Annotated in this window: 20 protein-coding genes; 12 read left to right on the top strand and 8 right to left on the bottom strand. The window is 72.1% G+C overall.

Annotated elements, in window-relative coordinates; genetic code table 11:
- Window positions 1-248: 248 nt before the first annotated feature.
- The 3 genes from ABEB28_RS39885 to ABEB28_RS39875 form a co-directional block, all read right to left on the bottom strand.
- On the bottom strand, window positions 249-944 hold the full coding sequence (locus ABEB28_RS39885; protein ID WP_051569974.1) for a response regulator transcription factor: 696 nt from the start codon (window positions 942-944) through the stop codon (window positions 249-251).
- Between the two features lie 366 nt (window positions 945-1,310).
- Window positions 1,311-2,717 carry a sensor histidine kinase gene (locus ABEB28_RS39880; protein ID WP_345733504.1) on the bottom strand — a complete coding sequence of 469 codons (1,407 nt, stop codon included), beginning with the start codon at window positions 2,715-2,717 and terminating at the stop codon, window positions 1,311-1,313.
- 454 nt (window positions 2,718-3,171) lie between these two features.
- Window positions 3,172-4,959, bottom strand: coding sequence for an AMP-dependent synthetase/ligase (locus ABEB28_RS39875; RefSeq protein WP_345733503.1), 1,788 nt, complete (start codon window positions 4,957-4,959; stop codon window positions 3,172-3,174).
- 264 nt (window positions 4,960-5,223) lie between these two features.
- On the opposite strand from ABEB28_RS39875, the gene ABEB28_RS39870 reads away from it, so the two are divergent.
- From ABEB28_RS39870 to ABEB28_RS39840, 7 genes are all read left to right on the top strand, one after another.
- Entirely contained in the window at window positions 5,224-5,364 is a 141-nt protein-coding gene (locus ABEB28_RS39870; protein ID WP_345733502.1) for a hypothetical protein, read from the top strand.
- Window positions 5,361-6,191 (top strand): metallophosphoesterase family protein, encoded by an 831-nt coding sequence (locus ABEB28_RS39865; protein ID WP_345733501.1) that lies wholly within the window; start codon window positions 5,361-5,363, stop codon window positions 6,189-6,191. Before ABEB28_RS39870 ends, ABEB28_RS39865 begins: the two co-directional genes overlap by 4 nt.
- Before the next feature lie 35 nt (window positions 6,192-6,226).
- A complete protein-coding gene (locus ABEB28_RS39860; protein ID WP_345733500.1) occupies window positions 6,227-6,670 on the top strand; it encodes an SRPBCC family protein in 444 nt (147 codons plus the stop codon).
- A gap of 2 nt (window positions 6,671-6,672) precedes the next feature.
- Entirely contained in the window at window positions 6,673-7,914 is a 1,242-nt protein-coding gene (locus ABEB28_RS39855) for an ArsA family ATPase (protein ID WP_345733499.1), read from the top strand.
- A complete protein-coding gene (locus ABEB28_RS39850) occupies window positions 7,911-8,189 on the top strand; it encodes a hypothetical protein (RefSeq protein WP_345733498.1) in 279 nt (92 codons plus the stop codon). Before ABEB28_RS39855 ends, ABEB28_RS39850 begins: the two co-directional genes overlap by 4 nt.
- A 184-nt stretch (window positions 8,190-8,373) precedes the next feature.
- Complete coding sequence (locus ABEB28_RS39845; protein WP_345733497.1) at window positions 8,374-9,318, top strand: ROK family glucokinase; 945 nt, start codon at window positions 8,374-8,376, stop codon at window positions 9,316-9,318.
- Window positions 9,315-10,022: an endonuclease/exonuclease/phosphatase family protein gene (locus ABEB28_RS39840; RefSeq protein ID WP_345733496.1), complete on the top strand. Its 708-nt coding sequence runs from the start codon at window positions 9,315-9,317 to the stop codon at window positions 10,020-10,022. The genes ABEB28_RS39845 and ABEB28_RS39840 overlap by 4 nt, the downstream gene beginning before the upstream one ends.
- Here the strand turns inward: ABEB28_RS39840 and ABEB28_RS39835 are convergent.
- From ABEB28_RS39835 to ABEB28_RS39825, 3 genes are all read right to left on the bottom strand, one after another.
- Entirely contained in the window at window positions 10,012-10,284 is a 273-nt protein-coding gene (locus tag ABEB28_RS39835) for a hypothetical protein (protein WP_345733495.1), read from the bottom strand. The two genes, ABEB28_RS39840 and ABEB28_RS39835, sit on opposite strands and share 11 nt — an antisense overlap.
- Window positions 10,285-10,366: 82 nt before the next feature.
- Window positions 10,367-11,416, bottom strand: a complete 1,050-nt coding sequence (locus tag ABEB28_RS39830) for a DUF308 domain-containing protein (RefSeq protein WP_345733494.1) — start codon at window positions 11,414-11,416, stop codon at window positions 10,367-10,369.
- Complete coding sequence (locus tag ABEB28_RS39825) at window positions 11,413-12,204, bottom strand: alpha/beta hydrolase (RefSeq protein ID WP_345733493.1); 792 nt, start codon at window positions 12,202-12,204, stop codon at window positions 11,413-11,415. Before ABEB28_RS39825 ends, ABEB28_RS39830 begins: the two co-directional genes overlap by 4 nt.
- A gap of 475 nt (window positions 12,205-12,679) precedes the next feature.
- Between ABEB28_RS39825 and ABEB28_RS39820 the strand changes: the two genes are divergently transcribed.
- From ABEB28_RS39820 to ABEB28_RS39810, 3 genes are all read left to right on the top strand, one after another.
- Window positions 12,680-13,390 (top strand): lysophospholipid acyltransferase family protein, encoded by a 711-nt coding sequence (locus ABEB28_RS39820; RefSeq protein WP_345733492.1) that lies wholly within the window; start codon window positions 12,680-12,682, stop codon window positions 13,388-13,390.
- The gene (gene macS / locus ABEB28_RS39815; protein ID WP_345733491.1) at window positions 13,380-14,537 is read left to right on the top strand and encodes a MacS family sensor histidine kinase; all 1,158 of its coding nucleotides are present in this window, start codon (window positions 13,380-13,382) and stop codon (window positions 14,535-14,537) included. Before ABEB28_RS39820 ends, macS begins: the two co-directional genes overlap by 11 nt.
- An 82-nt stretch (window positions 14,538-14,619) precedes the next feature.
- The gene (locus tag ABEB28_RS39810) at window positions 14,620-15,252 is read left to right on the top strand and encodes a response regulator transcription factor (RefSeq protein ID WP_345733519.1); all 633 of its coding nucleotides are present in this window, start codon (window positions 14,620-14,622) and stop codon (window positions 15,250-15,252) included.
- Here the strand turns inward: ABEB28_RS39810 and ABEB28_RS39805 are convergent.
- Entirely contained in the window at window positions 15,216-18,887 is a 3,672-nt protein-coding gene (locus ABEB28_RS39805; protein WP_345733518.1) for an AAA family ATPase, read from the bottom strand. The genes ABEB28_RS39810 and ABEB28_RS39805 overlap by 37 nt on opposite strands.
- Window positions 18,888-19,777: 890 nt before the next feature.
- The gene (locus tag ABEB28_RS39800; protein WP_345733490.1) at window positions 19,778-20,467 is read right to left on the bottom strand and encodes a Crp/Fnr family transcriptional regulator; all 690 of its coding nucleotides are present in this window, start codon (window positions 20,465-20,467) and stop codon (window positions 19,778-19,780) included.
- A 365-nt stretch (window positions 20,468-20,832) separates the two neighbouring features.
- Between ABEB28_RS39800 and uvrC the strand changes: the two genes are divergently transcribed.
- Entirely contained in the window at window positions 20,833-23,166 is a 2,334-nt protein-coding gene (gene uvrC / locus ABEB28_RS39795; protein WP_376980657.1) for an excinuclease ABC subunit UvrC, read from the top strand.
- Window positions 23,163-24,086: an RNase adapter RapZ gene (rapZ, locus tag ABEB28_RS39790; RefSeq protein WP_376980658.1), complete on the top strand. Its 924-nt coding sequence runs from the start codon at window positions 23,163-23,165 to the stop codon at window positions 24,084-24,086. Before uvrC ends, rapZ begins: the two co-directional genes overlap by 4 nt.
- Window positions 24,087-24,285: the final 199 nt, after the last annotated feature.

Raw genomic sequence — 24,285 nt, 5'->3', positions numbered from 1 at the left:
GCTCGGCGGCCTCGAGTGGCTTTTCGGGAAGGCCCACCTCACCACCCGCCCCGATGGACGGATTTTCGGGAAGGCCCACCTCACCGGCCGCTGCGGTGGGCGGATTTCGGGAAAGCGCGTCGGCGGCGCCTCCGGGGCGGCGGCCCGCGGCGGCCCGCGGCGGCGCGGCGGCGGCCCGCGGATCGGCGTCTGCGGGAGAAAGGCAACCGGCCCGGTCGGGAGCGACCGGGCCGGAGCGGAAGTACTGACTACAGACCGGGCGTATTGGGTGCTTCCAGCAGCCCCAGTCGCAGCGCCGTCATCAGCGCCTGCGCGCGGTTTCCGGCACCGAGCTTCTCGTACAGCTTCGAGATGTGGGTCTTCGCCGTCGACTCGCTGACGTAGAGCTGCTTCGCGATACCCGCGACGCTCATCCCGTCGGCCAGCAGGCGGAGCACCTGGCTCTCCCGCGGGGACAGGTGCGGTCCGCTCGGGGTCAGGCGCCGCTTCATGGCGCTGGCGAGGTCCGAGGCGGTGAACGCGTTCGGGGACGACGCGGCGTGCCGCGCGGACGCGACCACCTCGTCGGCCGGCGCGTTCTTCGGCACGAAGGCCGAAGCCCCGGCCTCCAGCGCACCGAACAGCTGGTCGTCGCCGGCGTACATGGTCAGAACCACGATGCCGATGTCGGCGCGGGACGAACGGAGCGCCTTCGTCGCCTCCAGGCCACTGCCGTCGGGCAGCCGGAGGTCCATGATGACGACGTCGGGCTTGAGCTCGGCGGCCTTTCGGAGGGCGTCGGCGACCGACCCTGCCTCCCCGACCACCTCGAAACCCGGATCACGCTCGAAAGCGTGGCGGAGCCCCTGCCGAATCAGGTCGTGGTCGTCGACGAGGAGAACAGTCGTTACCCCGCCGCTGGCCTCGCCCCCCGGCGGGCTGGGGAAGGACCTGTTGTCAGTCACTGTCTGGCCGCACCTCCTGCAGCGTCACGTTATACGATCCGTCGCCTAAAGTTCTCATTTCAGGGCCTCTGTAGCTGATGGCCAGGGAAGACGCATTCTGTTCGGCCACAGTGGACGCTGGGCCTGAACGGTCGGCATGCGGAAAACGCTGGTTGGTATGAATAGTGCCATTAGCAACGCTGCGTAGGCATGCCCGCGTGAATCGCGCCCGAACTGAGGGTATTAGATACGGATAAATGCAACTATTGATGAGCCTGTCCGACACCAATGCTGAGTAACCGTCGCAGCTTATCGGGCTCCCGGTCAAGCCTCTGGACCGTCCGACCTTCTTCCCAGAAGACGAATTCAAAACCACCGATCCCACGGTCAGCCAGCAGTTCCCTGTCGTGTCTTACCCCCGAGCACGACGCGCACTGTCGTCCCTTTGGGGGCACGCGGAACGATCTCCAACTCCGCGCGAACCCGATTGGCTCGCTCGGCCATGATCGTCATTCCGTAGCGACCCTCCGGCCGCCCCCGTCCGAGGCCCTTACCGTCGTCGCTGACCTCGATCTGCGCGAACGGCGGGTCGACCTCACAGGTGACCCAGAGATTCGCCGCTCCGGCGTGCTTGCGTGCGTTGGTCACCGCCTCCTGTGCGATGCGCAGGAGCTCGGACTCCACGGCAGCGGGCAATCTGGCGGTCGACTCGTCCAGCGAGAGGTGCACGCGCAGGCCGGCGGAGCTGCCGATCGTCCGGGCGTAGTCGGCGATCGCACTGCCCAGGCCACCGTGCCGGTCGACGTCGCTGCGCAGCTCGAACAGGCTGAGCCGGAGCTCGGTGATCACGCGGGTGACCTCGACGCGGAGCAGGCGCAGGGTGCTCTCGGCGGCTTCGCTGCCCGCAGGTAGGTCGGCGATCGCGTTGTCGATGCCGTACCCGACCATGACGAGTTCCTGCGCGACGCCGTCGTGGATCTCCCGGGCGAGGCGCTGCCGCTCCTCCACCGTTGCGAGGCCGCGTACCTCGTCGAAGAGCAGCGCGGTCTCCAGCCGGAGCGCCGCGTTGTTCACGACCTCGGTCGCCTCGGTCACGGTGCTCGGCGAGTAGGCGCCGGTGCGGTCGGACTCCAGCACGACCAGCCCGACCGTGCGGACGCCGGTGATCATCGGCAGCACCAGCACCGACACCGGTGTGCCCGGACCGGCGCGGTCGAGTGTCCGGCTGGAGAGCTGGGGCTGCTGGCTGGCCCAGGTGTCGGCGAGTGGTGTGTCGGCGTCGAACGACGTCTCCCAGGCGACGCGACCCGGCGCGCGCTGGGTCAGTACCTCCAGGCGGCCGCCGCCGCTACCGGTGAGGACCGCACTGCGGTCGGCCGGCGCCACCCGCTCCAGCTCGTCGAGGAGCCGGTCGGCGAGGCTGCCGGGGTCGAGCGTGCCGGGAAGCTGCCGCGCGATCGTCCGCAGCTGGGTGAGCAGCCGGGCCGCCTGCACGAACTCCGGCTCGACGGCGTCGCTCCGGCTGCGGACCAGGCGGCGGACGGCCATGCCGACGATGCCGGCCACGGCGGCCAGGACGGTCGACTCGAAGGCGGCGAGCACGAACGTGTCCTGACCGAGCTGGTCCTGCAGGGCGCCGGAGACGACCAGCGCCGCGGCGGTCACCACGACCAGCGCGACCAGCTCGACGACACCCGCGACCGCGCCGACCGCGAACGCCGGTGCGGCGAGGTAGGAGAGCAGGAACGCCGGGTGGACGAACGCCTCCTCGGTGGGAGGAGTCGCGGCCGCCATCGCGACGACGATGACCTCGGCGGGCCAGCCGATCCGCGCCGGCCACGGGCGTTCCGGCGCGATCAGGCCGGGCGCGGCCGCCAGCGCGAACAGCGCGCACCAGAGCAGCGTCGGCGCGAGCGAACGGGTGCTGGCCAGCGAGAGGCCGATGATCAGCAGGAGCAGCGAGCCGCGGACCAGTCGGGTCAGCGCGGCGATCTCCAGCGTGCCGAGGGCGCCGCCGTACTTGTCGGCCAGGCGCCCCAGCCACGCAGGCTGGGGCCAGGTCGACCCGAGCCGGCTCGCGGTCGGCCGGGCGCGGGACCCGGCCCGGCTCGGGCCACCGGTGCCGCTCCGGTCAGCGGCCCCGGACGGTCGGGCCCCGGAGGTTCGGGCCCCGGACGGTCGGGCCCCGGACGTTCCGGAGCCGGGCGAACCCGCGCCGGGGGAACCGCCCGCGCCGGGTCGGGCTTCGTCAGGTGTAGATCGCGGCGATCTCGTCGGCGTACTCCTTCTCCACGACGGCGCGCTTCAGCTTCAAGCTCGGCGTCAGCTCGCCCGTCTCCTCGGTGAAGTCGCGGGGGAGAATACGGAAGACCTTCACCGCTTCGGCGCGCGACACGGCCTGATTAGCGTCGTCCACCGCGGCCTGGATTTCCGACCGCAGGTCAGGGTCGTTCGCGAGATCGCTCACAGTAGCGTCCGCGCCCTTGTCGTGCTTGGCCTTCCACGGCCCGAACGCGTCCGGGTCGATCGTCACGACGCAGCCGATGAACGGCTTGCCGTCGCCCACCACCATCGCCTGACTCACCAGGGGGTGCGCCCGGATCCGGTCCTCCAGCACGGCCGGGGCGACGTTCTTGCCACCTGCCGTGACGATCAGCTCCTTCTTCCGGCCGGTGATCGTCAGGAAGCCCTCGTCGTCGAGCGCACCGAGGTCACCGGTGTGGAAGAAGCCGTCCTTCAGCGCGATCGCGGTCGCCTCCGGGTTGTGCCAGTACTCCCGGAACACGTGATCACCGGCGATCAGCACCTCACCGTCGTCGGCGATCCGGACCGTCATGCCGGGCAGCGGCCGGCCGACCGTGCCGATCTTGACCGCGCGGTCGACGTTCGCGGCGGTGGCCGGCGACGTCTCGGTGAGCCCGTAACCCTCGGACACCCAGAGCCCGATGCCCCGGAAGAAGTGCGCGAGCCGGGCACCCAGCGGTGCTCCGCCGGAGATCGCGTGCGTACAGGCCCCACCCAGCGCCGCGCGGAGCTTGCCGTAGACGAGCTTGTCGAACAGCGCGTGCTGGGCGCGCAGCACGAGGCCGGGGCCGCCCTTGTCGAGCGCCTCGCTGTAGGCGACCGCCACCCGGTCGGCCCGATCGAAGATCCCGCCCTTGCCCTCGGCGTGCGCCTTCTGCTTCGCGCCGTTGTAGACCTTCTCGAAGACGCGCGGAACGGCCAGCACGAACGTCGGGCGGAACGTCTGCAGGTCGCCCATGAGGTTCTTGATGTCCGGCGCGTGGCCCAGCGTCGCCCTGGACTGGACGGCTCCGAGCTGGATCAGCCGCGCGAACGCGTGCGCGAGCGGCAGGAACAGCAGCGTGGACGCGCCCGCGTTGAACATGCTCGCCAGCTCCGGCAGCGCGTTCCCCACCTCGAACAGGAGGTTCTTGTGGGTCAGCACGCAGCCCTTCGGACGGCCGGTGGTGCCGGACGTGTAGATGATCGTCGCGACCTGGTCCGGCCCGAGTGCGGCTCGGCGCTCGGCCACTGCCTCGTCGGGCACGGAAGCACCATCGGCGGTGAGCAGGCCGACGGCGTCCGCGTCGATCTGCCAGATGCGTCGCAGGTCGGGCAGGTCCGAACGGACGCTCTCGACCAGCGACTGGTGAGCCGACGACTCGACGACGACGCCGACCGCGCCCGAGTCGCCGAGGATCCACTGGACCTGCTCGGCCGACGAGGTCTCATAGATCGGAACCGTGACCGCTCCGGCCGACCAGATCGCGTAGTCGACGAGCGTCCACTCGTAGCGGGTGCGGGCCATCAGGCCGATCCGATCGCCCGGCTGGACGCCGGCGGCGATCAACCCCTTCGCGACGCCGATGACCTCGGCGCGGAACTGAGCCGCAGTCACGTCGCGCCAGCCGGACCCGGCCGGGCGGCGGAACGTCACCGCGTCCGGTGCCTCGTCGGCGGCGCTCCAGACCGGGTCGGTCAGGTTCGCCCCATCGGGCACGGTGTAGACGGCGGGCTGAGCGAACTCACGCACCACGGCCTCGCTTTCGTACGGTCTCCGACGCTGGCAGGTTAGGCCGGTCGGGGCTGACGCGGGGGGTAGACCCCGGCGCGTCACGGCAGGTGCGTGCCCAGGGCTGGAACCGCACGGTACCGATGGCCCCGGGCACCCGTGGGAGCGGAGGTACCCGTTATCGACCGACGGTATCTCGGGACGGACCCGGATTCGTGGCACGGGTCACGCGGCGGTGCAGCGCAGGTCGTCCGGCCCGTCTCCGCGGAATGGCATGCTTCGGGAGTGCCTCACGTGGACCTGATCGAGGAGACGTTCCTCGCCGTTGACCCCGACGTGGTGTCCGCCGCGATCCGCGGGCGGTGGGTGAAGGACCGGCTGGAGGCCGGTCGGAAGCCCGGTGAGCCCGCCGTGGGCGCGGCATGACCCGTATCCACGTGGTGTCCGACGTCCACGGTCGGGCCGAAGCGCTGGCCGAAGCCGGTGACGGCGCCGACGCCCTGGTCGTCCTCGGTGACCTGCTGCTCTACCTGGACTACGCTGACCCCACCCAGGGCATCCTGGCCGACCTCCTCGGCGCCGAGGCGGGCGCCGAGTTCGCCGAACTGCGCAAGGAGCACCGCTTCGGCGACCTGCGCTCGGTCGGCGCCCGCCTGATGAGCGATCCCGAGGCGCTGACCGCGGCGATCACCGAGGCGGCGAGGGCCCAGTACGCCGAGCTGTTCGACGTCATGCCGACGCCCGCGTACTGCACCTACGGCAACGTCGACATGCCGCGTCTCTGGCCGGAGTTCGTCGACGACAAGCGCCGGATGTTCGACGCGGAGGTCGTCGAGATCGGCGGTTGGCGGTTCGGGTTCGTCGGCGGCTGGCCCCGGCCCAAATCCAAGCAACACGGTGCGCCGGCCGCGCAGCCCCGCCGCACCCAGGGCGGTCCTCGGCCGATCGTGCAGTTCGGCGCGGACTTCTCGCCGGAGGAGTTCGCCGCCAAGGTCGCGGCACTCGGCCCGGTCGACGTCCTCTGCTCGCACGTGCCGCCGGCCGTACCGGAGCTGCGATGGGACACCGTCACCCGGCGTCCGGAGGTCGCGAGCGAAGCGCTGCTGGACGCGATCCACGAGCACCAGCCGCGGTACGCGCTGTTCGGGCACGTCCACCAGCCGCTGCAGCACCGGATGCGGATCGGGCGCACCGAGTGCGTCAACGTCGGGCACTTCCGCGCGACCGGGACGCCGTTCGTCCTGGAGTGGTGACCGGGGCCGCGGGCCACCCAGTAGCGTGTCGGGACATGGCGGACTCTTCCCAGCAGTCGATCACCATCGCCGCGCCGGTCGACACGATCGCCTCGGTCATCAGCGACTTCCCGTCCTACCCGGAGTGGGTGGACGCGGTGAAGAGCGTGGAGGTCGTCAGCGAGTACGAGGACGGCTACGCCCACCAGGCCCGGTTCGTGCTCGACGCGGGTGTGGTGAAGGACGAGTACACGCTGGAGTACGCGTACGCCGAGGACCTCACCCGGATCGAGTGGACGCTCGTCGAGAGCAAGATGATGAAGGTCCAGGACGGCAGCTACGACCTCGAGGACAACGGCGACGGGACCACCACCGTCACCTACACGCTGACCGTGGACGTGAACATGCCGATGCTCGGAATGTTCAAGCGCAAGGCCGAGAAGATGATCATGGACACCGCGCTGAAGGACCTGAAGAAGCGCGTGGAATCGACGGCGTGACCATGCGGGTCGTACTTTTCACGGGCAAGGGCGGGGTCGGCAAGACCACCTCCGCGGCGGCCACCGCGGTCCTGGCGGCGAGGCGCGGCGGCGGTTCCACGCTGGTCGTCTCCACCGACCCGGCGCACTCGCTCGCGGACGCGCTGGGCGTACCGGTGGGGGCCGATCCCACGCCGGTCGAGGACGGGCTCTGGGCCCAGCAGGTCGATCCGCAGGCGCGCTACGAGCGGTACTGGGGCACGCTGCGGAACTACCTCACGGCCGTGCTCCGGCACGGCGGCCTCACCGGCGTCGCCGCTGAGGAACTCGTCGTGCCGCCCGGCCTCGACGACCTGTTCGCGCTGTTCGCCGTGCACGAGGAGGCCCGCTCCGGGCGCTGGGACACGGTGGTCGTCGACTGCGCCCCGACCGCGGAGACGCTGCGTCTGCTGACGCTCCCCGACGTGCTCGGCTGGTACACCGATCGGCTGGCGCCCCTGCACCGCCGGCTGTCCGGGGTGGCGCGGCCGGTGCTCGGCCGCGAGCTGGGTTCACTGCTTCCGGACGACGCCGTGCTCGCCGCCGTCCAGCGGCTGCAGCGCTCGCTGGCGGACGTCCGTGACCTGCTGACCGACCCGCTGACGAGCGCGGTCCGGCTGGTGTTGACGCCGGAGGCGGTGGTGCTCGCCGAGGCACGCCGGACGTTCACCGCGCTGGCGCTGCACGGGTTCGTGGTCGACGGCGTGGTCGTCAACCGGGTGATCCCGGACGGCGACGATCCGTGGCGGGCCGGCTGGGCGGCCGCCCAGCGGGACCGGCTCGCCGAGGCCGGGGAGAGCTTCGCGGGCGTTCCGCTGCGCACCGCCCCGTACCTGCCAGCCGAGCCGGTGGGGGTCGATGCGCTGGCCGCGCTGGCGAGCGAGCTCTACGGCGAGGACACCGACCCGGTGGCCGCCGTTCCGGTCGAACCACCGCTGCGGCTGCACCAGGGTGGCGAGGACACCGTGCTCTCGCTCGCGCTCCCGCTGGCCGACCGGTCCGAGATCGCGCTGTCCCGGGTCGCCGACGAGCTGATCCTCACGGTGGCCGGCCGGCGGCGTCTGCTGGCGCTGCCGGAGGTGCTGCGGCGGCGTCGGGTCGCCGGAGCGACGCTGCAGGACGGGCGGCTCGAGGTGCGGTTCGCGGCGGGTTCGGCGGGTTCGGCCGCTCCGGCGGGTTCCGCCACTGCGGCCGGTCCGTCCGAGGCATCGGTGGGGCAGCGGTGAGCGTCCCGCCGCCCGGACCGCTGGTCGACGAGGCCGCCCGGTTCGCCGAGGCGCTGCTGCAGCGCGTCCGTGGCGTCAACGCGCCCGAGCTGCCACCGGAGCTGGTGACCCGGTTCTCCGGAGCCGTGGCGGACGCCGCGGTAGCCGGTGCCGAGCTGCTGCGCGTCGTCGCCGAGGTCGCCACGACCTGGGGTGAGCAGGCGGTCAGCGGTACGGACGACCCGGGGAACGAGCCGGGAGAGGGCCCGCCGGTGGAGCGGATCGACATCGGTTGACCGTGCCTCGGGCGGCACCGACCGCACGCCACGGGTGGAGCGATCGATACCGTCCGAGCGGCGTGCCATACGCTGCGACGGAACCGGCCGCACGCCGGTGACCGCCGGAGATCCCGACCGGCGCGGATGCACTCACGGGCTGCGTGCAGAGACGAGAAGGGTGCGTAGGTGTGGTGAGGGGCGCGTGACGCTGACCGTCGGAGTCGACGTCGGAGGAACCAAGGTGCTGGCCGGAGTGGTGACTCCGGATGGTGAAGTTCTGGCTACGGTGCGGCGTCCGACACCCAGCCAGGACGTCCACGACACCGCCCGGGTCATCGCCGAGGTCGTTCGCGAGCTGGGCGAGGACTACACGATCGAAGCCGTGGGTGTCGGCGCAGCGGGCTGGATCGATGCATCTCGCTCGGTCGTGCTGCACGCCCCGAACCTGGCCTGGCGCCGGGAGCCGCTGCGGGACCGGATCCAGGAGCGGGTCGACCTGCCGGTCGTCGTCGAGAACGACGCGAACGCGGCGGCCTGGGCGGAGTTCCGGTTCGGCGCCGGACGCGATCGGCCCCACCTGCTGCTGATCACGGTCGGCACCGGGATCGGCGGCGGCGCGGTGGTCAACGGTGAGGTCTACCGCGGCGAGTTCGGCATGGCCGCCGAGTTCGGACACGTCCGGGTCGTACCGGACGGACACCCCTGCGGCTGCGGCGCCAGCGGCTGCTTCGAGCAGTACGCGAGCGGCAAGGCGCTGGTGCGGTTCGCCAGGGAACGGGCCAGGAACGACCCGGACGACGCCAGGACGCTGCTGGAGATGGCCGGTGGCGACGTCAACGCGATCGACGGGCCGATGGTGACCCGGGCCGCACAGGCCGGTGACGGCGTGTCGCTGGCGTCCTTCAGCGAGCTGGGCAACTGGCTGGGCTGGGGGATGGCCGACCTGGTCTCCGCCTGGGATCCGCGCTGCATCATCCTGGGCGGCGGCGTCGCCGAGGCCGGTGACCTGCTGTCGATCCCGGCCCGGGAGACGTACGCGAAGGTGACCGCGCTGCGGGGACGGACCGAGGCGGCCGAGGTGCGGATCGCGGCGCTGGGCAACAAGGCCGGCCTGGTCGGCGCGGCGGACCTCGCGCGAATCCGGTGACTGCGCCGTCCGCTGAGCCATCCGACGCGAGGCCGGTCTGGCTGCGGGTACTCGACTGGAACGTTCGCGGGCTCCGCGACGACGTGGACGCCCTGGCGCGGACCATCCGGGACGCCGAGCCGCACGTCGTGGTCCTCCAGGAGGCACCCCGGGTCCTGCGCTGGCGGGCTCGTGCGGCGCAGCTGGCCCGCCGCTGCGGCCTGGTCGTGGCGCGCGGCGGCGGCGACGCGTCCGGGAACCTCGTGCTGGCGTCGCTCGCCGTTTCGGTGCGCGACACCGCGGTGGTGCGCCTGCCGTTCACGCGCTTCCAGCACCCGCGTGCGGCGGTGGTGCTCCGGGGCGCGTTGGCGGGCGCACCGTTCACGGTCGTCGGCGTCCACCTGGGACTCACCGAGCCGGAGCGGGTCGCGCACGTCCCGGTCCTGCTCTCGGCGTTGCCGGACGACACCCCGACGGTGCTCGCCGGCGACGTCAACGAGACCGCGGACGGGCCGGCCTGGCGGGCGCTGACCGAGCGCCTGGTCGACGCCGGTGCCGACGACCCGACGCCGACGTTCAGCACCCGGTCGCCCCGCCGCCGCATCGACGGGCTGTTCGTCTCACCCGGCGTGCCGACCCGTGGCTACCGTGTGCTCGACACCCCGGACGTCGCCCGGGCCAGTGACCACCGCCCGCTGGTCGTCGAGGTCGGCCTCACGCGCTGATCCGGTCCGCCGGACGGACGACGCGGACCGCGGCCAGCCACCGTTCCAGCGGCAACGACGTTCCGCGCCGCACCGCCTGCCCGGCGTCGAGCAGCACCGCGTCGGGGACCTCGGCGAGTGCGGCGATCTCGGTCCGGGCCAGCAGCGCCTCCCGCTCCGGCTCGTCGAACCAATCCGGGTCGTGCCCGGTCAACGTGCACCAGAGCGCGAGAACCCGGGCATGACGGTGTGGCGAACGGAGCGGCGTCAAGGTGCCGGTCATCGCGACCACCTCCCACCGTCCACGGTGAGGGATGCGCGCTACGGGCTCGCGGCGGCCACGTGTCCGTTCGGCAAAGCCTGGATTAGACGACGGCCCCGTCGTCCGGGTCGTCGTCGGTCCAGTCGTCCCGCAGACGCCACACCAGCGCACCGGCACCACCCAAGATGCCGCAGAGCGCCAACAGCAACCGCACCGACTCGCTCAGCCCGAGCGTGTCCGACCGGAACAGCAACACCAGGCCCGCCGCGATCGCCAGCAGCGCGCCGATCACCGGTGCGGACAGCCGGGGGAGCGGTGGCGGCGGGGGCGGCTCGTAACCCTCCTCGTCGTCGACCGGGAAGTCGGTCGGCGGTGCGTCGGTGCCGATCAGCCGATCACGGCCGGTCGGCCGCAGGAGGCCGGCACCCGGGGGCGCCGAGGAGGGAGCCGCCGGACGCGACTCGGTGGGAGGGCCGGCCGTGGGCTCGACACCGCTGGACGGCGGCTCCGGCTCGGGATCGGCGGGCGCCGGATCGACCCGGGTCGGTTCGCTCAGCGTCGCGTCGGCGGCGGCCGGGTCGCTCCGCGTTGGGTCGGTGGGCGTCGGGTCGGGCCGCACCGGTTGGTCGGCGGTGCCCGGCGTGCGGACCGGCAGTGGATCGGCGGTCGGTTCGCTCAGCGCCGGGGCGTCGGCAGGCCCGACGTCCCCCGCGGAGGTGTTGTCGGGCGGTTCCGACACCGCACGGCGACGCGGACGCTCGGGAGCGGCGGTCGCGTCGTAACCCGCGATGATCCGCTCCCACTCGGTGTCGACGTCGACCTCGAGCGGGAGCGTCGAACTCGACGACCGAGCGCCCGCTTCGTCGTTCTGCACCGCGTCTTCCTGGACCGCCTCCAGCAGCCCGCGGGCCTCGTCCAGCCGGTCGCGGTCGACCCACAGCCGGTCGGTCGGCCGGGCCGGCAGCGAGGTGGACCGCACGACCGGGTTCAGGTCGGCGCTCGGCGCCAGGTACGCGGCGATACCGACGATGCCGAGGACGTCGAGCAAGTGCTCGCCGATGCGGGGGTCGACGTCGGCGAGCGGCACGAACTCGGTCGCGTCGAGACCGTTGTCGCGTCTACCCCGGTGCGGACGCCCTGGAGTCCCGCTCATCGTGTGCCGTCCGCACTTGCCGGGCGGAGCAGCGACGCGATGAACTCCGCGCTGCTCTCGAAGATCGTCGGCGCGTCGTTGTCGAGCGTCGCGACGTGGTAGCTCTCCGGCAGGATGACCTCGGACTTCACCGACGACGCGACCCCGGCCAGCAGCGCCTCACCACTGGCCGGCTCGACGACGTGGTCGGTCAGGCTGCGGAAGAGCCGGACCGGCACGGTCACCCGGCCGAGGTCGGCCCGGACCAGCTTCCACAGCTGGCTCAGCGACGCCGCGGCCTTGAGCGGCAGCCGGTCGTAGGCGAGCTCGTGCGCGCCCGGCTTCTTGATGTCGTCGCTGATCCCGGGGAACGACCCCAGGACACGGCTGACGACCGGCAGCAGGGCAGCGTCCTTGCGCAGCGTGAGGTAGGACGGGTTGACCAGCAAGAGGCCGGCCGGCTCGGTATCGCGTCCGGCATGCTCCTGGACCAGGCGAGTGACGAGCGTGCCGCCCATGGAGAGGCCACCGACCACGACCGGTGCGCCCTGGGGGAGCCGGTCGCGCAGCGCCAGGTACTCCTGCTCCACCGTCGCGTACCAGTCGCGCCACGTCGTGCGATTCATGTCCTGCCAGCGGGTGCCGTGTCCGGGCAGCAGGGGGCACGCCACCGTGTACCCGGCGGCGTGCAGCGCCTCGCCCCACGGGCGGATCGACTGCGGAGTGCCGGTGAAGCCGTGGCTCAGCAGAACGCCCGCGGGCGCGTCGGACCCAGCGTCGAAAAGGAAAGGTTCTGCGCCGGGCAGCACGGACGGTGAACTCTTTTCAACCTCACCGATTCCTGCAGGCTGATCGCCGTCTGCAGGAGTCGGTCGAAAAGAATTCATCCCCAACCTCCCAGGAACTCCGCCCAGCACCCGGTCCGGGCAGCGCCGAGCGGTCGTGTCAACCGTCCGTGTGCGGTACGCACGGTCATCGTCGGCCGGCCGCGGCCGGAGCGGCGCGGCGAGCGTCGGCCCCCATCGTGACACGAGGCGGCGTCATCGGCCTCGCGTTCGGAGCACCTCGACACCGTGCGGACCACTGAGTCAGAAGTGGCAGTTGAGACAACCTGCGTCCCACCGGCCCGGGAAGGGGGTATTCGGCCCGGGATGCCCCGCTGCGAGTCGGCGTCGACGAGCGTGGTGAACGCCACTATGGGTAAACCGGGGAGGAGAGTTCGGGTGGGCCGTCGACCGTCTCGTCGCCGGTACGCTCGACCCGCACGGCCAACGAGGAGGTCTGGTGTTCTACTGGGTGTGCAAATACATCCTGATCGGGCCTTTTCTCCGAGTGCTCTTCCGGCCGGTGCTGGAGGGCGTCGAGCAGATCCCGGCGCACGGCCCGGCGATCCTGGCCAGCAACCACCTGTCGTTCAGCGACTCGTTCTTCCTCCCGCTGATGGTTCCGCGCCGCATCACGTTCCTCGCCAAGGCGGAGTACTTCACCGGTAAGGGCTTCAAGGGCATGTTCTCCCGGCTGTTCTTCAGCGCGGCCGGGTGCGTTCCGATCGACCGGACGTCCGGCTCCGCCGCCGAGGCCGCGCTGACGACCGGCGCCCGCGTACTCGGGGAGGGGCACCTGCTCGGCATCTATCCCGAGGGCACCCGGTCGCCGGACGGCAAGCTGTACCGGGGGAAGACCGGCGTGGCCCGGCTCGCGCTGGAGACCGGCGTCCCGGTCATCCCGGTGGCGATGATCAACACCGACCAGGTGCAGCCGATCGGGCAGCTGATCCCCAAGGTCATGCGGGTCCGGATGCGGGTCGGGAAGCCGCTGGACTTCTCCCGTTACGCGGGGATGGCCGGCAACCGCTTCGTGGAGCGGTCGGTGACCGATCAGATCATGTACGAGCTGCTGCAACTGTCCGGCCAGGAGTACCGCGACGTGTACGCGGCGTCGGTCAAGAGCGGCGTCGCGGCCGACCGTCCCGCGGCGGAGCCCGTTGCTGCCTGAAACACGGACTCGTCCGACGTCGGGTGACCGGCGCCCGGCGGGGTTCACCGTCGAGGTCACCGGTTGGCGTGGGCTTGCCGCGTTCCGGTTCCTGACGCTGGTCTACGCGGTCGCGCTCAACCTGGACGACCTGGGTCGGGTGCGCAGCCCGGCCTGGTGCATCGCGACGCTCGTCGGGATGACGGTCTGGAGCGTCGTCGCGACGTACTGCTACGCACGGCCCCGCCTACGGACGCCGGTCCTGCTCGCGGTGGATCTCCTGATCACGCTCGCGACGGTCCTGGCGACCCTGCTGGTCGAGACGCCGGAACGGATCGCCGACGGCGAGTACACCGTGCCGACGGTGTGGGCGGCGAGCGCGGTGATGGCGTGGGCGCTGCGCTGGGAGGTCGTCGGGGGCATGCTGGCGACGCTCGCCCTGGGCGCGGCGAACGTCCTGGTCGTCGACGGTCAGCCGACCCGCGGAACCGTGCACAACATGATTCTCGTGCTGCTCGCCGCGATCGTGATCGGCTACGTGGCGGAGGTGCTCCGGCAAGTCGACCGGATCATGGTCGACACCTGGCGCGAGCAGGGTGCCGTCGCCGAACGTGACCGGCTCGCGCGGCAGATCCACGACGGCGTCCTGCAGGTGCTCGCGCTGGTGAAGCGACGCGGCGCGGAGCTGGACGGGCCGGGCCGCGAACTGGCGGAGCTCGCCGGTGAGCAGGAAGCCGCGCTCCGGGCGTTGATGACCGGTGGCTCGTCGGCGCCCGCGCACGGCGAGGTCGACCTGACCGCGCTGGTCGCCCCGGCGACGGCGACACCGGGGGTGGAGCTGGTCGCCCCCGCCGAGCCGGTGTTACTCCCGGCGGCGGTCGCGTCCGAGGTGGCGGCGGCGGTCGGCGCGGCGCTGCACAACGTCGGTGAGCACGCGCCGGGTGCGCACGCCTGGGTCGTCATCGAGGAGGAGCCGGACGCGGTCCTGGTCACGGTCCGGGACGACGGCCCGGGGCTGCCGCCCGGCCGACTGGCCGAGGCCGCCGCCGAAGGGCGACTCGGTGTGATTCAGTCGATCCGCGGTCGGATCCGGACACTCGGCGGCACGGTGACGATCACCGGTCAGCCCGGTGAGGGAACAGAGGTGGAGCTCCATGTACCCCGGTGAGGGACTCACTCCGAACGAGGGAGGGCCGGAGTCCCCGGAGTCGCCCGGCGCTTCCGAGCCCGGTACCCGCGGGGTACGAGTGATGATCGTCGACGACCATCCGCTCTGGCGCGACGCCGTGGCCCGTGACCTGGCCTCGGCCGGATTCGACGTGGTGGCCACCGCGGGAGACGGTGCCGCCGCGGTGCGGATCGCCGCCGCCAGCCGTCCGCAGGTGGTCGTGATGGACCTCCAGTTGCCGGAGCTGTCCGGCGTCGAGGCGACCGCGCGGATCCTCGCGGCCGATCCCTCCTGCCGCGTGCTGGTGCTCTCGGCCAGCGCGGAGCGGCCGGACGTCCTGGAGGCGATCCGGGCCGGTGCGACCGGCTACCTGGTGAAGTCGGCCGGCGCCGGAGAGCTGGTGGACGCCGTCGCCCGGACGGCGCGGGGCGAGGCGGCCTTCACCGCGGGCCTGGCCGGGCTCGTGCTCGGCGAGTACCGGCGGCTGGCGGCGGGACCGGAACCGGCCGCCGGACCGGCGCTGACCGGACGCGAGACCGAGGTGCTCCGGCTGGTGGCCAGGGGGCTGACCGCGAAGCAGGTGGCCACCCGGCTGAGCCTCTCGGTCCGCACGGTCCAGAACCATCTGCAGAACGTCATGGACAAGCTGCAGGTGCACAACCGGGCCGGGCTGGTGCGCTACGCGATCGAGGCGGGCCTCGACGAGGGCGCTTGATCAGTCAGCGCCTTCGGGTCGGTCAGCGGCCCCGGATCGTCCGGCACCTCGTCGGCCTCCGAAGAGTCCGTCGGGGTGTCGAGCGGGCCCGTGGTCGCGAAGCGGAGCAGCAGACGCGCCCGGTTGCGGAGGCCGAACGTCGTCAGCCGGGTGGTGAGCTCCGGCACCGGCGCGACCTCGCCCGCCCGCGCGGCCCGCAACGACCACGCGGTGGCGAGCGCGGCGTCGGTCGCGTCACCCATCCGCTCGTAGACCGAGGCGGCGACCGCGTGGTGCAGCGCCGCGGTGCCGTGGTCACCGCCGTGTGCGGCCAGCCCGCCGTTCACCACCGAGCGTGCCGCCCGGACCCAGAGCGTCTCCCGCGGCGCGGCGTCCAGGACACCCTTCAGCCACCCCGCGGACTCCTCCGCACGCGCGCCACAGCGGACGCCGGTGAGCACCGCCGCGTGCGCTGCGGCGGCCAGCCACTCCCGCGGCGCCAGCGGCTCGGCGGCGTGCTCGGCCTCCAACCGGCGCAGCGCGACCGTGGCCTGCTCGGAGGCGCCGGTGACCGCGCGGTAGAGCGCACCGTGTGCGAGCGCGTTGGCGAGCGCCAGCCGGGTGCCGTGGCGGGCCGCGGTGACGACGATCAGCTCCGGGTTGAAGCCGGTGTCCTCGCCCCGCAGCGCCCGCAGCCAGGCCGCCAGCGTCCGCAGGTGGGCCCACTCGGCGTCCAGCGTCTCGTCGCCGGTGAACGCGGCGTCGGCCGAGGCCAGCGTGGCGTCCCAGTCGCCGTCGAAGTAGGCCCGCATCGGGGTGTGGCCGGGGTGCGGCTTGCCGCGGTAGGCGAGCGTGGTCGCGGCGGCCTCGTCCAGCAGGGCGAAGCTCCGGGCGATCTCGCCCTCCTCCTGCAGCGCGCTCGCCAGGTTCTCCGACGCCCGGCGCAGCGACCGCAGGTGGTCGGTGCGGCTCCGGTCGACGGCCCGCTCCAGCAGCGTGAGCCCGGAGAGGTCGCCGGCCAGGTACCGGGCCGCGCCTTCGGTGATCTGCGCGTTGACCTCCAGCTCGGGCAGGCCGAGCCGACGGGCCAGGTCGCCGGCGGTCTTGGCGGCGGTGGTCGCCTCGTCCACCTCGTAGCTCATCATCCGCAGCCGGGCCAGTTCGGCGTGGGCGGCGGCGCGCACCGGACTCTCGTCGCCGGCGCCGTAGGGTGCCAGGGCCCGGTCGAGGTGGGCCAGGGCCGCCGTACGGTCACCGCGGGCCCACGCCACCTGGCTGAGCAGCGTGCGGGCCGACGCGGCGGCGTCCCGGGCGCCGAGCACCTCGAGCTGGCTGGCGCACCGCGCGACCTCGGCGGCACCGCCGGTCGCGTGGAACTGGTCGGCGTCCGTGCCGAAACGCAGCCGCCACCGCAGCACGAGCGCGGTGAGCCGGGCGACCTCGTCGTCCCGGGCGGCGGGGTGTTCCAGGGCCGCCAGGTCGTCGAGCGTGACGCTCGTCGACGAGTCGTCCCACAGTGCGAGGGCTTTGTCGAGCAGGTCGACCGCGGTCGGGGCGGCGTGCAGGCTGGCGGCGCGCTCGGCGGCGGCCACCAGCGCGGTGCGCGCCGGCTGGAGGAACGGGCGGACGTCCATGTGCAGCGTCCGGGCCAGCTCGAGAGCGGCGACCCGGTGATGGGCGACCGCGTCGACGGCCTCGGTGGTACGGCCGGTGACGTGCGACTGCAGCCAGCGGGCCGCCCGCTGGTGCCGGACGACGCGCAGCGCGCGGGGCTGCCTGCGGTAGGCCAGGTCACGGACGACCGCGTGGGAGAACGCCAGCGCGGGCTCCCCGGCCAGCACGTGGCCGGTGGCCGGGCGGATGAACGCCTTGGCGCGCAGCTCGGCCAGCAGCGCCTCGACCTCGTCGCGGGCCAGCTCGGCCACGGTGGCCACCGCACCGGGCCAGAACACCTCGCCGATCACCGCGGCGGCCTGCAGGGCGCGCTGGCTGCGCGGGCCGAGCAGATCGACACGGCTGGCGACGACCGCGCGGACCGAATCGGGTAGCGGCAGCGCGTCATCGGGGTCTTCGGGATCGCCGTCCGGGCGCTGGTCGGCCAGCATCCGGACGTACTCGTGGGCGTAGAGCGGCGTGCCGGCGGCGAGCACGGTGAGGTGCTCGAGCGCGCTCTCCGGGATCGGCGAGTCCCCGGAGAGGGCGCGGAAGAGCGTCAGCGTGTCGTGCGGGTCGAGCGGCGGCAGCTCCACCAGCGCGTGCCGGGGGTGGGTGGCGTCGTACCAGGGGATCCGCCCGTGACCGAGGATCTCCGGCCGGGCGGTGGCGACGACCAGCAGCGGCCCGTCGACGGTGTCGACGAGCTGGCGCAGGAAGTCCAGCAGCGGAGGTTCGGCGAGCGCCAGGTCCTCGATCACCACGACCAGCGGACGCCGGGCGGCGAGCCGACCGAAGAACATCCGCCAGGCGGCCTGGGCCTCGTCCGCCTCGACCGGCGGGGCCGCGTAACCGACCAGCGGGGCGAGTGCGTCCACGACGCTGGCCCGCTCGGCGGTGGTGAGCAGACCGTGCAGCGAGTCGACGACCTTGCGCCGTGCGGTGTCGGCGCTGTCGGACTCCAGCACCCCCGCGTACCCGGTGACGACCTCGGCGATCGCGGCGAACGGACCACCCTCGCCACCGGCCAGGCAGCGGCCGCCCACCCAGCGGACGCCGACCGGCATCGCCTGCTCGGCGTGCCGGTTCAGCTCGCGCACCAGGCGGCTCTTCCCGACACCCGCCGGCCCGACGACCGTCACCATGCGCGGCGCCCGGTCGTCGATCGTCGCGCGGAGCAGGCCGGCCAGGTGGTCCAGGTAGGGGCCGCGTCCGACGAACGGGCCGTGGTCGCGGTGCCGGTCCCACCGGCGCTGCACCAGCCGCAGCGGACGCCAGACCGGCACCGGGCCGGCCTTGCCCTTGACCATCACCGGCGGCATCTCGGCGTACTCGACGTACTCCCGGCTGGCCCGCCAGGTCGCCGACGACACGACGATGCCGCCGACCGGCGCGTGCGACTGCAGCCGGGACGCCACGTTCACCACGTCACCGGCGACCAGCGCCTGGCCGCCGTCGCGGATCGCGTCCAGGTCGACGACGACCTCGCCGGTCGCGATGCCCACCCGGGCACGGAGCGGCCCGGCCGGACCGATGATCCGGCCGTCCAGGTCGGCCTGCAGCTCGAGCCCGACGCGGACCGCCCGGACCGCGTCGTCCTCCTGGGTGACCGGGGCGCCGAACACCGCCATCACCGCGTCGCCGATGTACTTCTCGACGACGCCGCCGCGGCGGCGGATCGCGCGGGCGACCGTGTCGAAATACCGCTGCTGGAGCGCTCGGAGGTCCTCCGGGTCCAGGCGCTCGCCGAGGTTGGTGAAGCCGGTGAGGTCGACGAACAGGATCGTGACGACCCGGCGCTCCTCCCGCGGTGCGGTACCGGCGACGGGCAGCCCGCGGCCGGCCGGGTCGAGGTCGGCGGCGCAGTTCGGGCAGGCCGCGGCGCTCAGGTCGACGCCGGCTGTGCAGCTGGGGCACTTGCGCAGCAGGGGCGAGCCGCAGCGGCCGCAGAAACGGTCGCCGGGGCGGCCCACCGCGGCGCAGCGTGCACAGTGCGTGTCGATGGGACGTTCACCCCGCTCACGTGCTCGGACCTAGTGTCGGCTATTTGCTGTGAATCGTCTCAGCGAGGATGGCTAGGAGCCACCCATCCGGGCAATATTCATCCGGTCGGCGGCTTTCTCAGTCGTCTACCGGACGGTTCGCTGACACGTCCGGATGAGGCCCGACTACGGTGTGTGGCGACTTGAGCGGTGGGGTCCGGCGCGTCCGGAGTACCAGGCCGACAGTGTTCCTAGCCTGGTGGGAGGCGAAATCCCGTAATGCCCGGAATGTCGAGTATGGTCACCGTGACCTTGCGGACCGCATGGACCGATTCCACGGGGATCGGCCATCCGGCGGGGTCGACCGTCCGCGTTCCCGAGACACAACTCGACGAGCTCGTGTGCACCGGTGTCATCGTTACCGATGATACTGAGAATTGGGTCACATGTGAGTGAGTTGATGACCCAACGTGACCATGTGCCGTCCAGATTCACGTTCGCGGACGGCACCCACCGCGCGTAGTTGCTTGTTCGAACGGCGCCGCGGATCAGGGGAGGCTCCTGATCGCGGGCCCCTCGGGCGTCGGCCCGCGCTCGCCGGGCTCCAGGTCAGATGTTGCGCTTCCTGGGTGCCCGGCGACGTGGTTGTTGCGCTTCCCGGGTGCCCGGCGACATGAAAGTCACGCCCTCCGGGTGCCAGCGCGATGGGTGTCGCGCTCTCCGGACGCCTTGCGCGATGAATGTCGCGATACCCGTGCCATAGCCCGGGAGGCGCGACAACGACTCCGCGCGCCACCCGAAGGCGCGACAACCATAGGCCAGCATCCACTGGCCGCGGATGCTGTTCAAACGCCGCTAGGCGCGCGTAGTTGTACTTGGTACGGCGGGTGACCGTGTCCAGGCCGCCCGATTTACGTCATGCCGGCGCGGCGGCGGAGGGCGGGGATGTCCGTGACGACGATCTTGCGTCCCTCGGTGTGGAGCCAGCCGCGGGTCGCGAACGTCCCCAGCGCCTGGTTGACGCTCTGGCGCGACCCACCGGCCATCTCGGCCAGCTGGGTCTGGTTCAGGTCGATCGTCACGACCGGCGAGCGGTTGTCGCCGACCAGCCGGATCAACGTCTTCGCCACGCGTCCGGGCAGGTCGAGGAAGATGTGGTCGGACGTCTGATCGGTCAGGCGCCGGATCAGCGCTCCGAACGACCGCATCACGCCGTCCAGGATCGGTGGCTGGGTCCGCACCAGCTCCAGGAACGCTCCGCGGGAGAGCGCGAGCACGTGCGTCTCCTCGAGCGCCTCCGCCGACGCGGACCGCGTGCCGCCGTCGAGCAGCGACAACTCACCCAGGACGCCGGGCGGCCGGACGACGTAGAGCAGCGCCCGGTCGCCGGTCGGCGCCGTGCGGAACACCGAGACCGCGCCCCGGCGCACCATGATCAGCGAGTCGCCCGGGTCCTTCTCGAGGAACAGCAGCTGGCCCCGCCGGTAGCTGCGGGGCACCGCAGCGGCGGCCACCCGGCTGCGTACCGCGGGCGCCAGCCCGGCGAACAGGTCGACACCGGCCAACGGGTCGTCCGCCTGCGGGCTCGCCGGTACGGTCATCGCCGCCCCCCGCCGTCGGTTCGCCCTGCTGTGTCCCCGGCCTGCATCTTCCCGGTCGCCTCGTTCCGTGTTCGCGTCATCGACGTTCGTTCGAAGTCCTGCTCGGCCCATGGAGTGCCGCTGGGGCGTCATTGGGCATCTGGCGCCCCATGATGCCGTGTCTTGTCGTATGTCTGACAGTGGGACCGGCCGAAAAGCGGTATTGGGACGATCCAGTGACCCTCGTTGGCCTCGCGACCGCACCGCCTGTTCGCTTCGCGACCGCACCGCCTGTTCGCTTCGCGACCGCACCGCCTGTTCGCTTCGCGACCGCACCGCCTGTTCGCTTCGCGAAAGTGTCGGCACGGCCGACTAGGCTTTCCACCGTGCCCGACCCGTCCACGTACCGCCCATCTCCGGGGACGATCCCGGAGTCTCCTGGTGTCTACCGTTTCCGGGATTCTCGCGGCACGGTCATCTACGTCGGGAAAGCGAAGAACCTCCGCAACCGTCTGAACTCCTACTTCGCCGATCCGGCCGGCCTCCATCCGCGTACCTACCAGATGGTGACCACCGCGGCCAAGGTCGACTGGGTAGTGGTCAGCACGGAGGTGGAGGCGCTGCAGCTGGAGTACTCCTGGATCAAGGAGTACGACCCGCGCTTCAACGTCCGGTACCGCGACGACAAGAGCTACCCGAGCCTGGCGGTCACCCTCTACGAGGAGTACCCCCAGCTGCGGGTGATGCGGGGCCCGAAGAAGAAAGGTGTGCGGTACTTCGGGCCGTACGCCCACGCCTGGGCGATCCGCGAAACCCTCGACCTGCTGCTCCGGGTGTTCCCGGCGCGCACCTGCTCGAGCGGTGTGTTCAAGCGGGCGGGGCAGATCGGGCGGCCGTGCCTGCTCGGCTACATCGACAAGTGCTCCGCGCCGTGCGTCGGCCGGGTCTCCGCCGAGGAGCACCGGGAGATCGTCGAGGACTTCTGCGACTTCATGGCCGGCAAGACCGACCAGATGCTCCGCCGCCTCGAACGGGAGATGCAGCAGGCCAGCACCGAGCTGGAGTTCGAGCGGGCGGCCCGGCTCCGGGACGACATCGGTGCGCTACGGCGGGCGATGGAGAAGCAGGCCGTCGTCTTCGGTGACGGCACCGACGCCGACGTCATCGCGTTCGCCGACGACGGGCTCGAGGCCGCTGTCCAGGTCTTCCACGTCCGCGGTGGCCGGGTCCGGGGCCAGCGCGGCTGGGTGGTCGAGAAGGTCGAAGACCTCGGCGTGGGCGACCTGGTCGAACAGTTCTGCCTGCAGATCTACGGCGGCGACGACGCGAGCGAGGCGGTGCCGAAGGAGGTGCTGGTCCCGGAGCTGCCGACCGACGCCCCCGTCGTCGAGGATCTGCTCTCCGAGCTGCGGGGCAGCCGGGTCGCGCTCCGGGTCCCCCAGCGTGGCGACAAGAAGACGCTGATGGAGACCGTCAAGCGCAACGCCGAGCAGGCCTTCGTGCAGCACAAGCTCAAGCGGGCCAGCGACCTCACCGCTCGGTCGAAGGCGCTCCAAGAGATCCAGGACGCACTGCTGCTCGACGAGGCGCCGCTACGGATCGAGTGTTACGACATCTCCCACGTCAGCGGCACCGACATCGTCGGCAGCATGGTGGTGTTCGAGGACGGGCTGGCTCGCAAGTCGGAGTACCGCCGGTTCGCGGTGCGCTCCGGCCCGGACGGGCCGCCGGACGACACGGCCGCGCTCGCCCAGGTGCTGCGTCGCCGGTTCAACCGGTACCTGGACGCTCATGCCGAGACCGGCGACCTGGTGCCCGAGGCCTCGACCCCGGACGCCGAGCCCGGGGAGGCCGACTCCCTCGCCGGCCAGGTCCAGGTCGTGGCCGCGGATGCGACCACCCCGGCCGAGGTCCCGGGTGAACGGCAGCCCGATCGGGGAGTGCCGGTCGGCATCGACCCGACCACCGGCCGTCCGCGGAAGTTCGCCTACCCGCCGAATCTGGTCGTGGTCGACGGTGGTGCGCCCCAAGTGGCGGCCGCCGCGCGCGTGCTGGCCGAACTCGGCATCGACGACGTGGCGCTCTGCGGGCTGGCGAAGCGGCTGGAGGAGGTCTGGCTGCCGGGCGACGACTTCCCGCTCGTGCTGCCGCGCACCAGCGAGGGGTTGTACTTGCTGCAGCGCGTCCGGGACGAGGCACACCGGTTCGCAATCACCTATCACCGGCAGAAGCGGTCGAAGCGGATGACCGAGTCCGCGCTGGACGACGTCCCGGGGCTCGGGGAAGCGCGGCGGAAGGCGCTGCTGCGGCAGTTCGGGTCGCTCAAGCGGCTGCGGCAGGCGTCGGCCGACGAGCTGGTCACGGTGCCCGGCATCGGCCGACGCACGGCCGAGGCGATCGTGGCGGCCCTGGCCGGTGACGTCAGTCCCGGCGCAGGAGCCGGCGACGTGGTGCCCGCGGCCCGCACCGCGCCGGAGTCGTCCGGGCAGCAGCCGGCGTCCGATCGGCGGGAGGCGTCCGGAAAGTCGGCCACGAGGGCTGCACAACCCGCTGTTAGCGCAGCAGAATCAGGGATAGCGAGCGAACCGGGCGTACCAGCGGCACCATCGGCGGCCGGCGGACCCGCAGCACCAACCAGCGGGCAACCCACGAGCACAGCCGGAGACGGGGCGGACGGCCTTGCCGCCGCCCTCCGAGCGGGGGGACACGAGCACCGATGACGATCGGGGAGCGGTCGGACGCGGACGACCTGTCGGACGTCGACGGCATCGCCGCGGCACGGGCCGAAATGGATCTCGTCGTAGTGACCGGCCTGTCCGGGGCCGGGCGGAGCACGGTGGCCAGGGCGCTGGAGAACGTCGGCTATTACGTCGTCGACAACCTCCCGCAGACGCTGATGGTGACGATGGCCGAGCTGGCGTTCGCGTCCGGGGGCGCGGGTCGCCGCACCGCGATGACGCTCGACGTCCGGAGCCGGGCGTTCTCCACCGACCTGCTCGGCGCGGTCGCCGATCTGCGGGTGCGCGGCTTCAATCCCCGCGTCGTGTTCGTCGACGCGTCCGACGACGTGCTGATCCGCCGCTTCGAGAGCGTGCGGCGTCCGCATCCGCTGCAGGGTGACGGGCGGCTCGCCGACGGCATCGCGGCAGAGCGGGTGCTACTGGCGAACGCGCGCGAGGTCTCCGATGTGATCATCGACACCAGCCTGCTCAACGGCAACCAGCTCCGCGGCCGGATCGAGGAACTGTTCGTCACCCCCGAGCAGACGCTGCACGTGACCACGCTCTCCTTCGGCTTCAAGTACGGGCTGCCCGCCGACGCGGATCTCGTCGTCGACATGCGCTGGTTGCCCAACCCGCACTGGGTTCCGGAGTTGCGGCCGTTCAGCGGTAAGGACGAGGCGGTCAGCGACTACGTGATGGCGCAGCCGGGCGCCGTGGAGTTCCTCGATCAGTACGCGGCTGTCGTCGCGATGGCCACCGACGGGTACAAACGGGAGGGTAAGCGTTACCTCACGATCGCGGTGGGGTGCACGGGCGGTAAGCACCGGAGCGTCGCCAGCGCGATCGCGTTGGCGTCGAGACTGGAAGCCCGGGGTATCCCCACCACTGTGAGCCACCGGGACCTGGGCCGGGAGTGACGGCCGCCGCGAGGCACGGTACCGTCCGCCTCCGCCACGCGTTGCAGTCGATCCATGCAGTGCGGGGCATCTACGGCGCAGAGCATGTCAATGCGGACGTGCGGTGTCCGGATGGCAGCGTGCGGCAGAGGGGCGGACGGCAGTGAACTCTTCTCCACCTCCCGTATCCCGGCGGCAGGCTGAGCGACCTGCGCAGGGG

The sequence above is a fragment of the Cryptosporangium minutisporangium genome (assembly GCF_039536245.1).
Lineage (GTDB): Bacteria > Actinomycetota > Actinomycetes > Mycobacteriales > Cryptosporangiaceae > Cryptosporangium > Cryptosporangium minutisporangium.
Note: the sequence above shows the minus strand (reverse complement) of the source record. Positions and strands in the feature narration are given on the sequence as shown.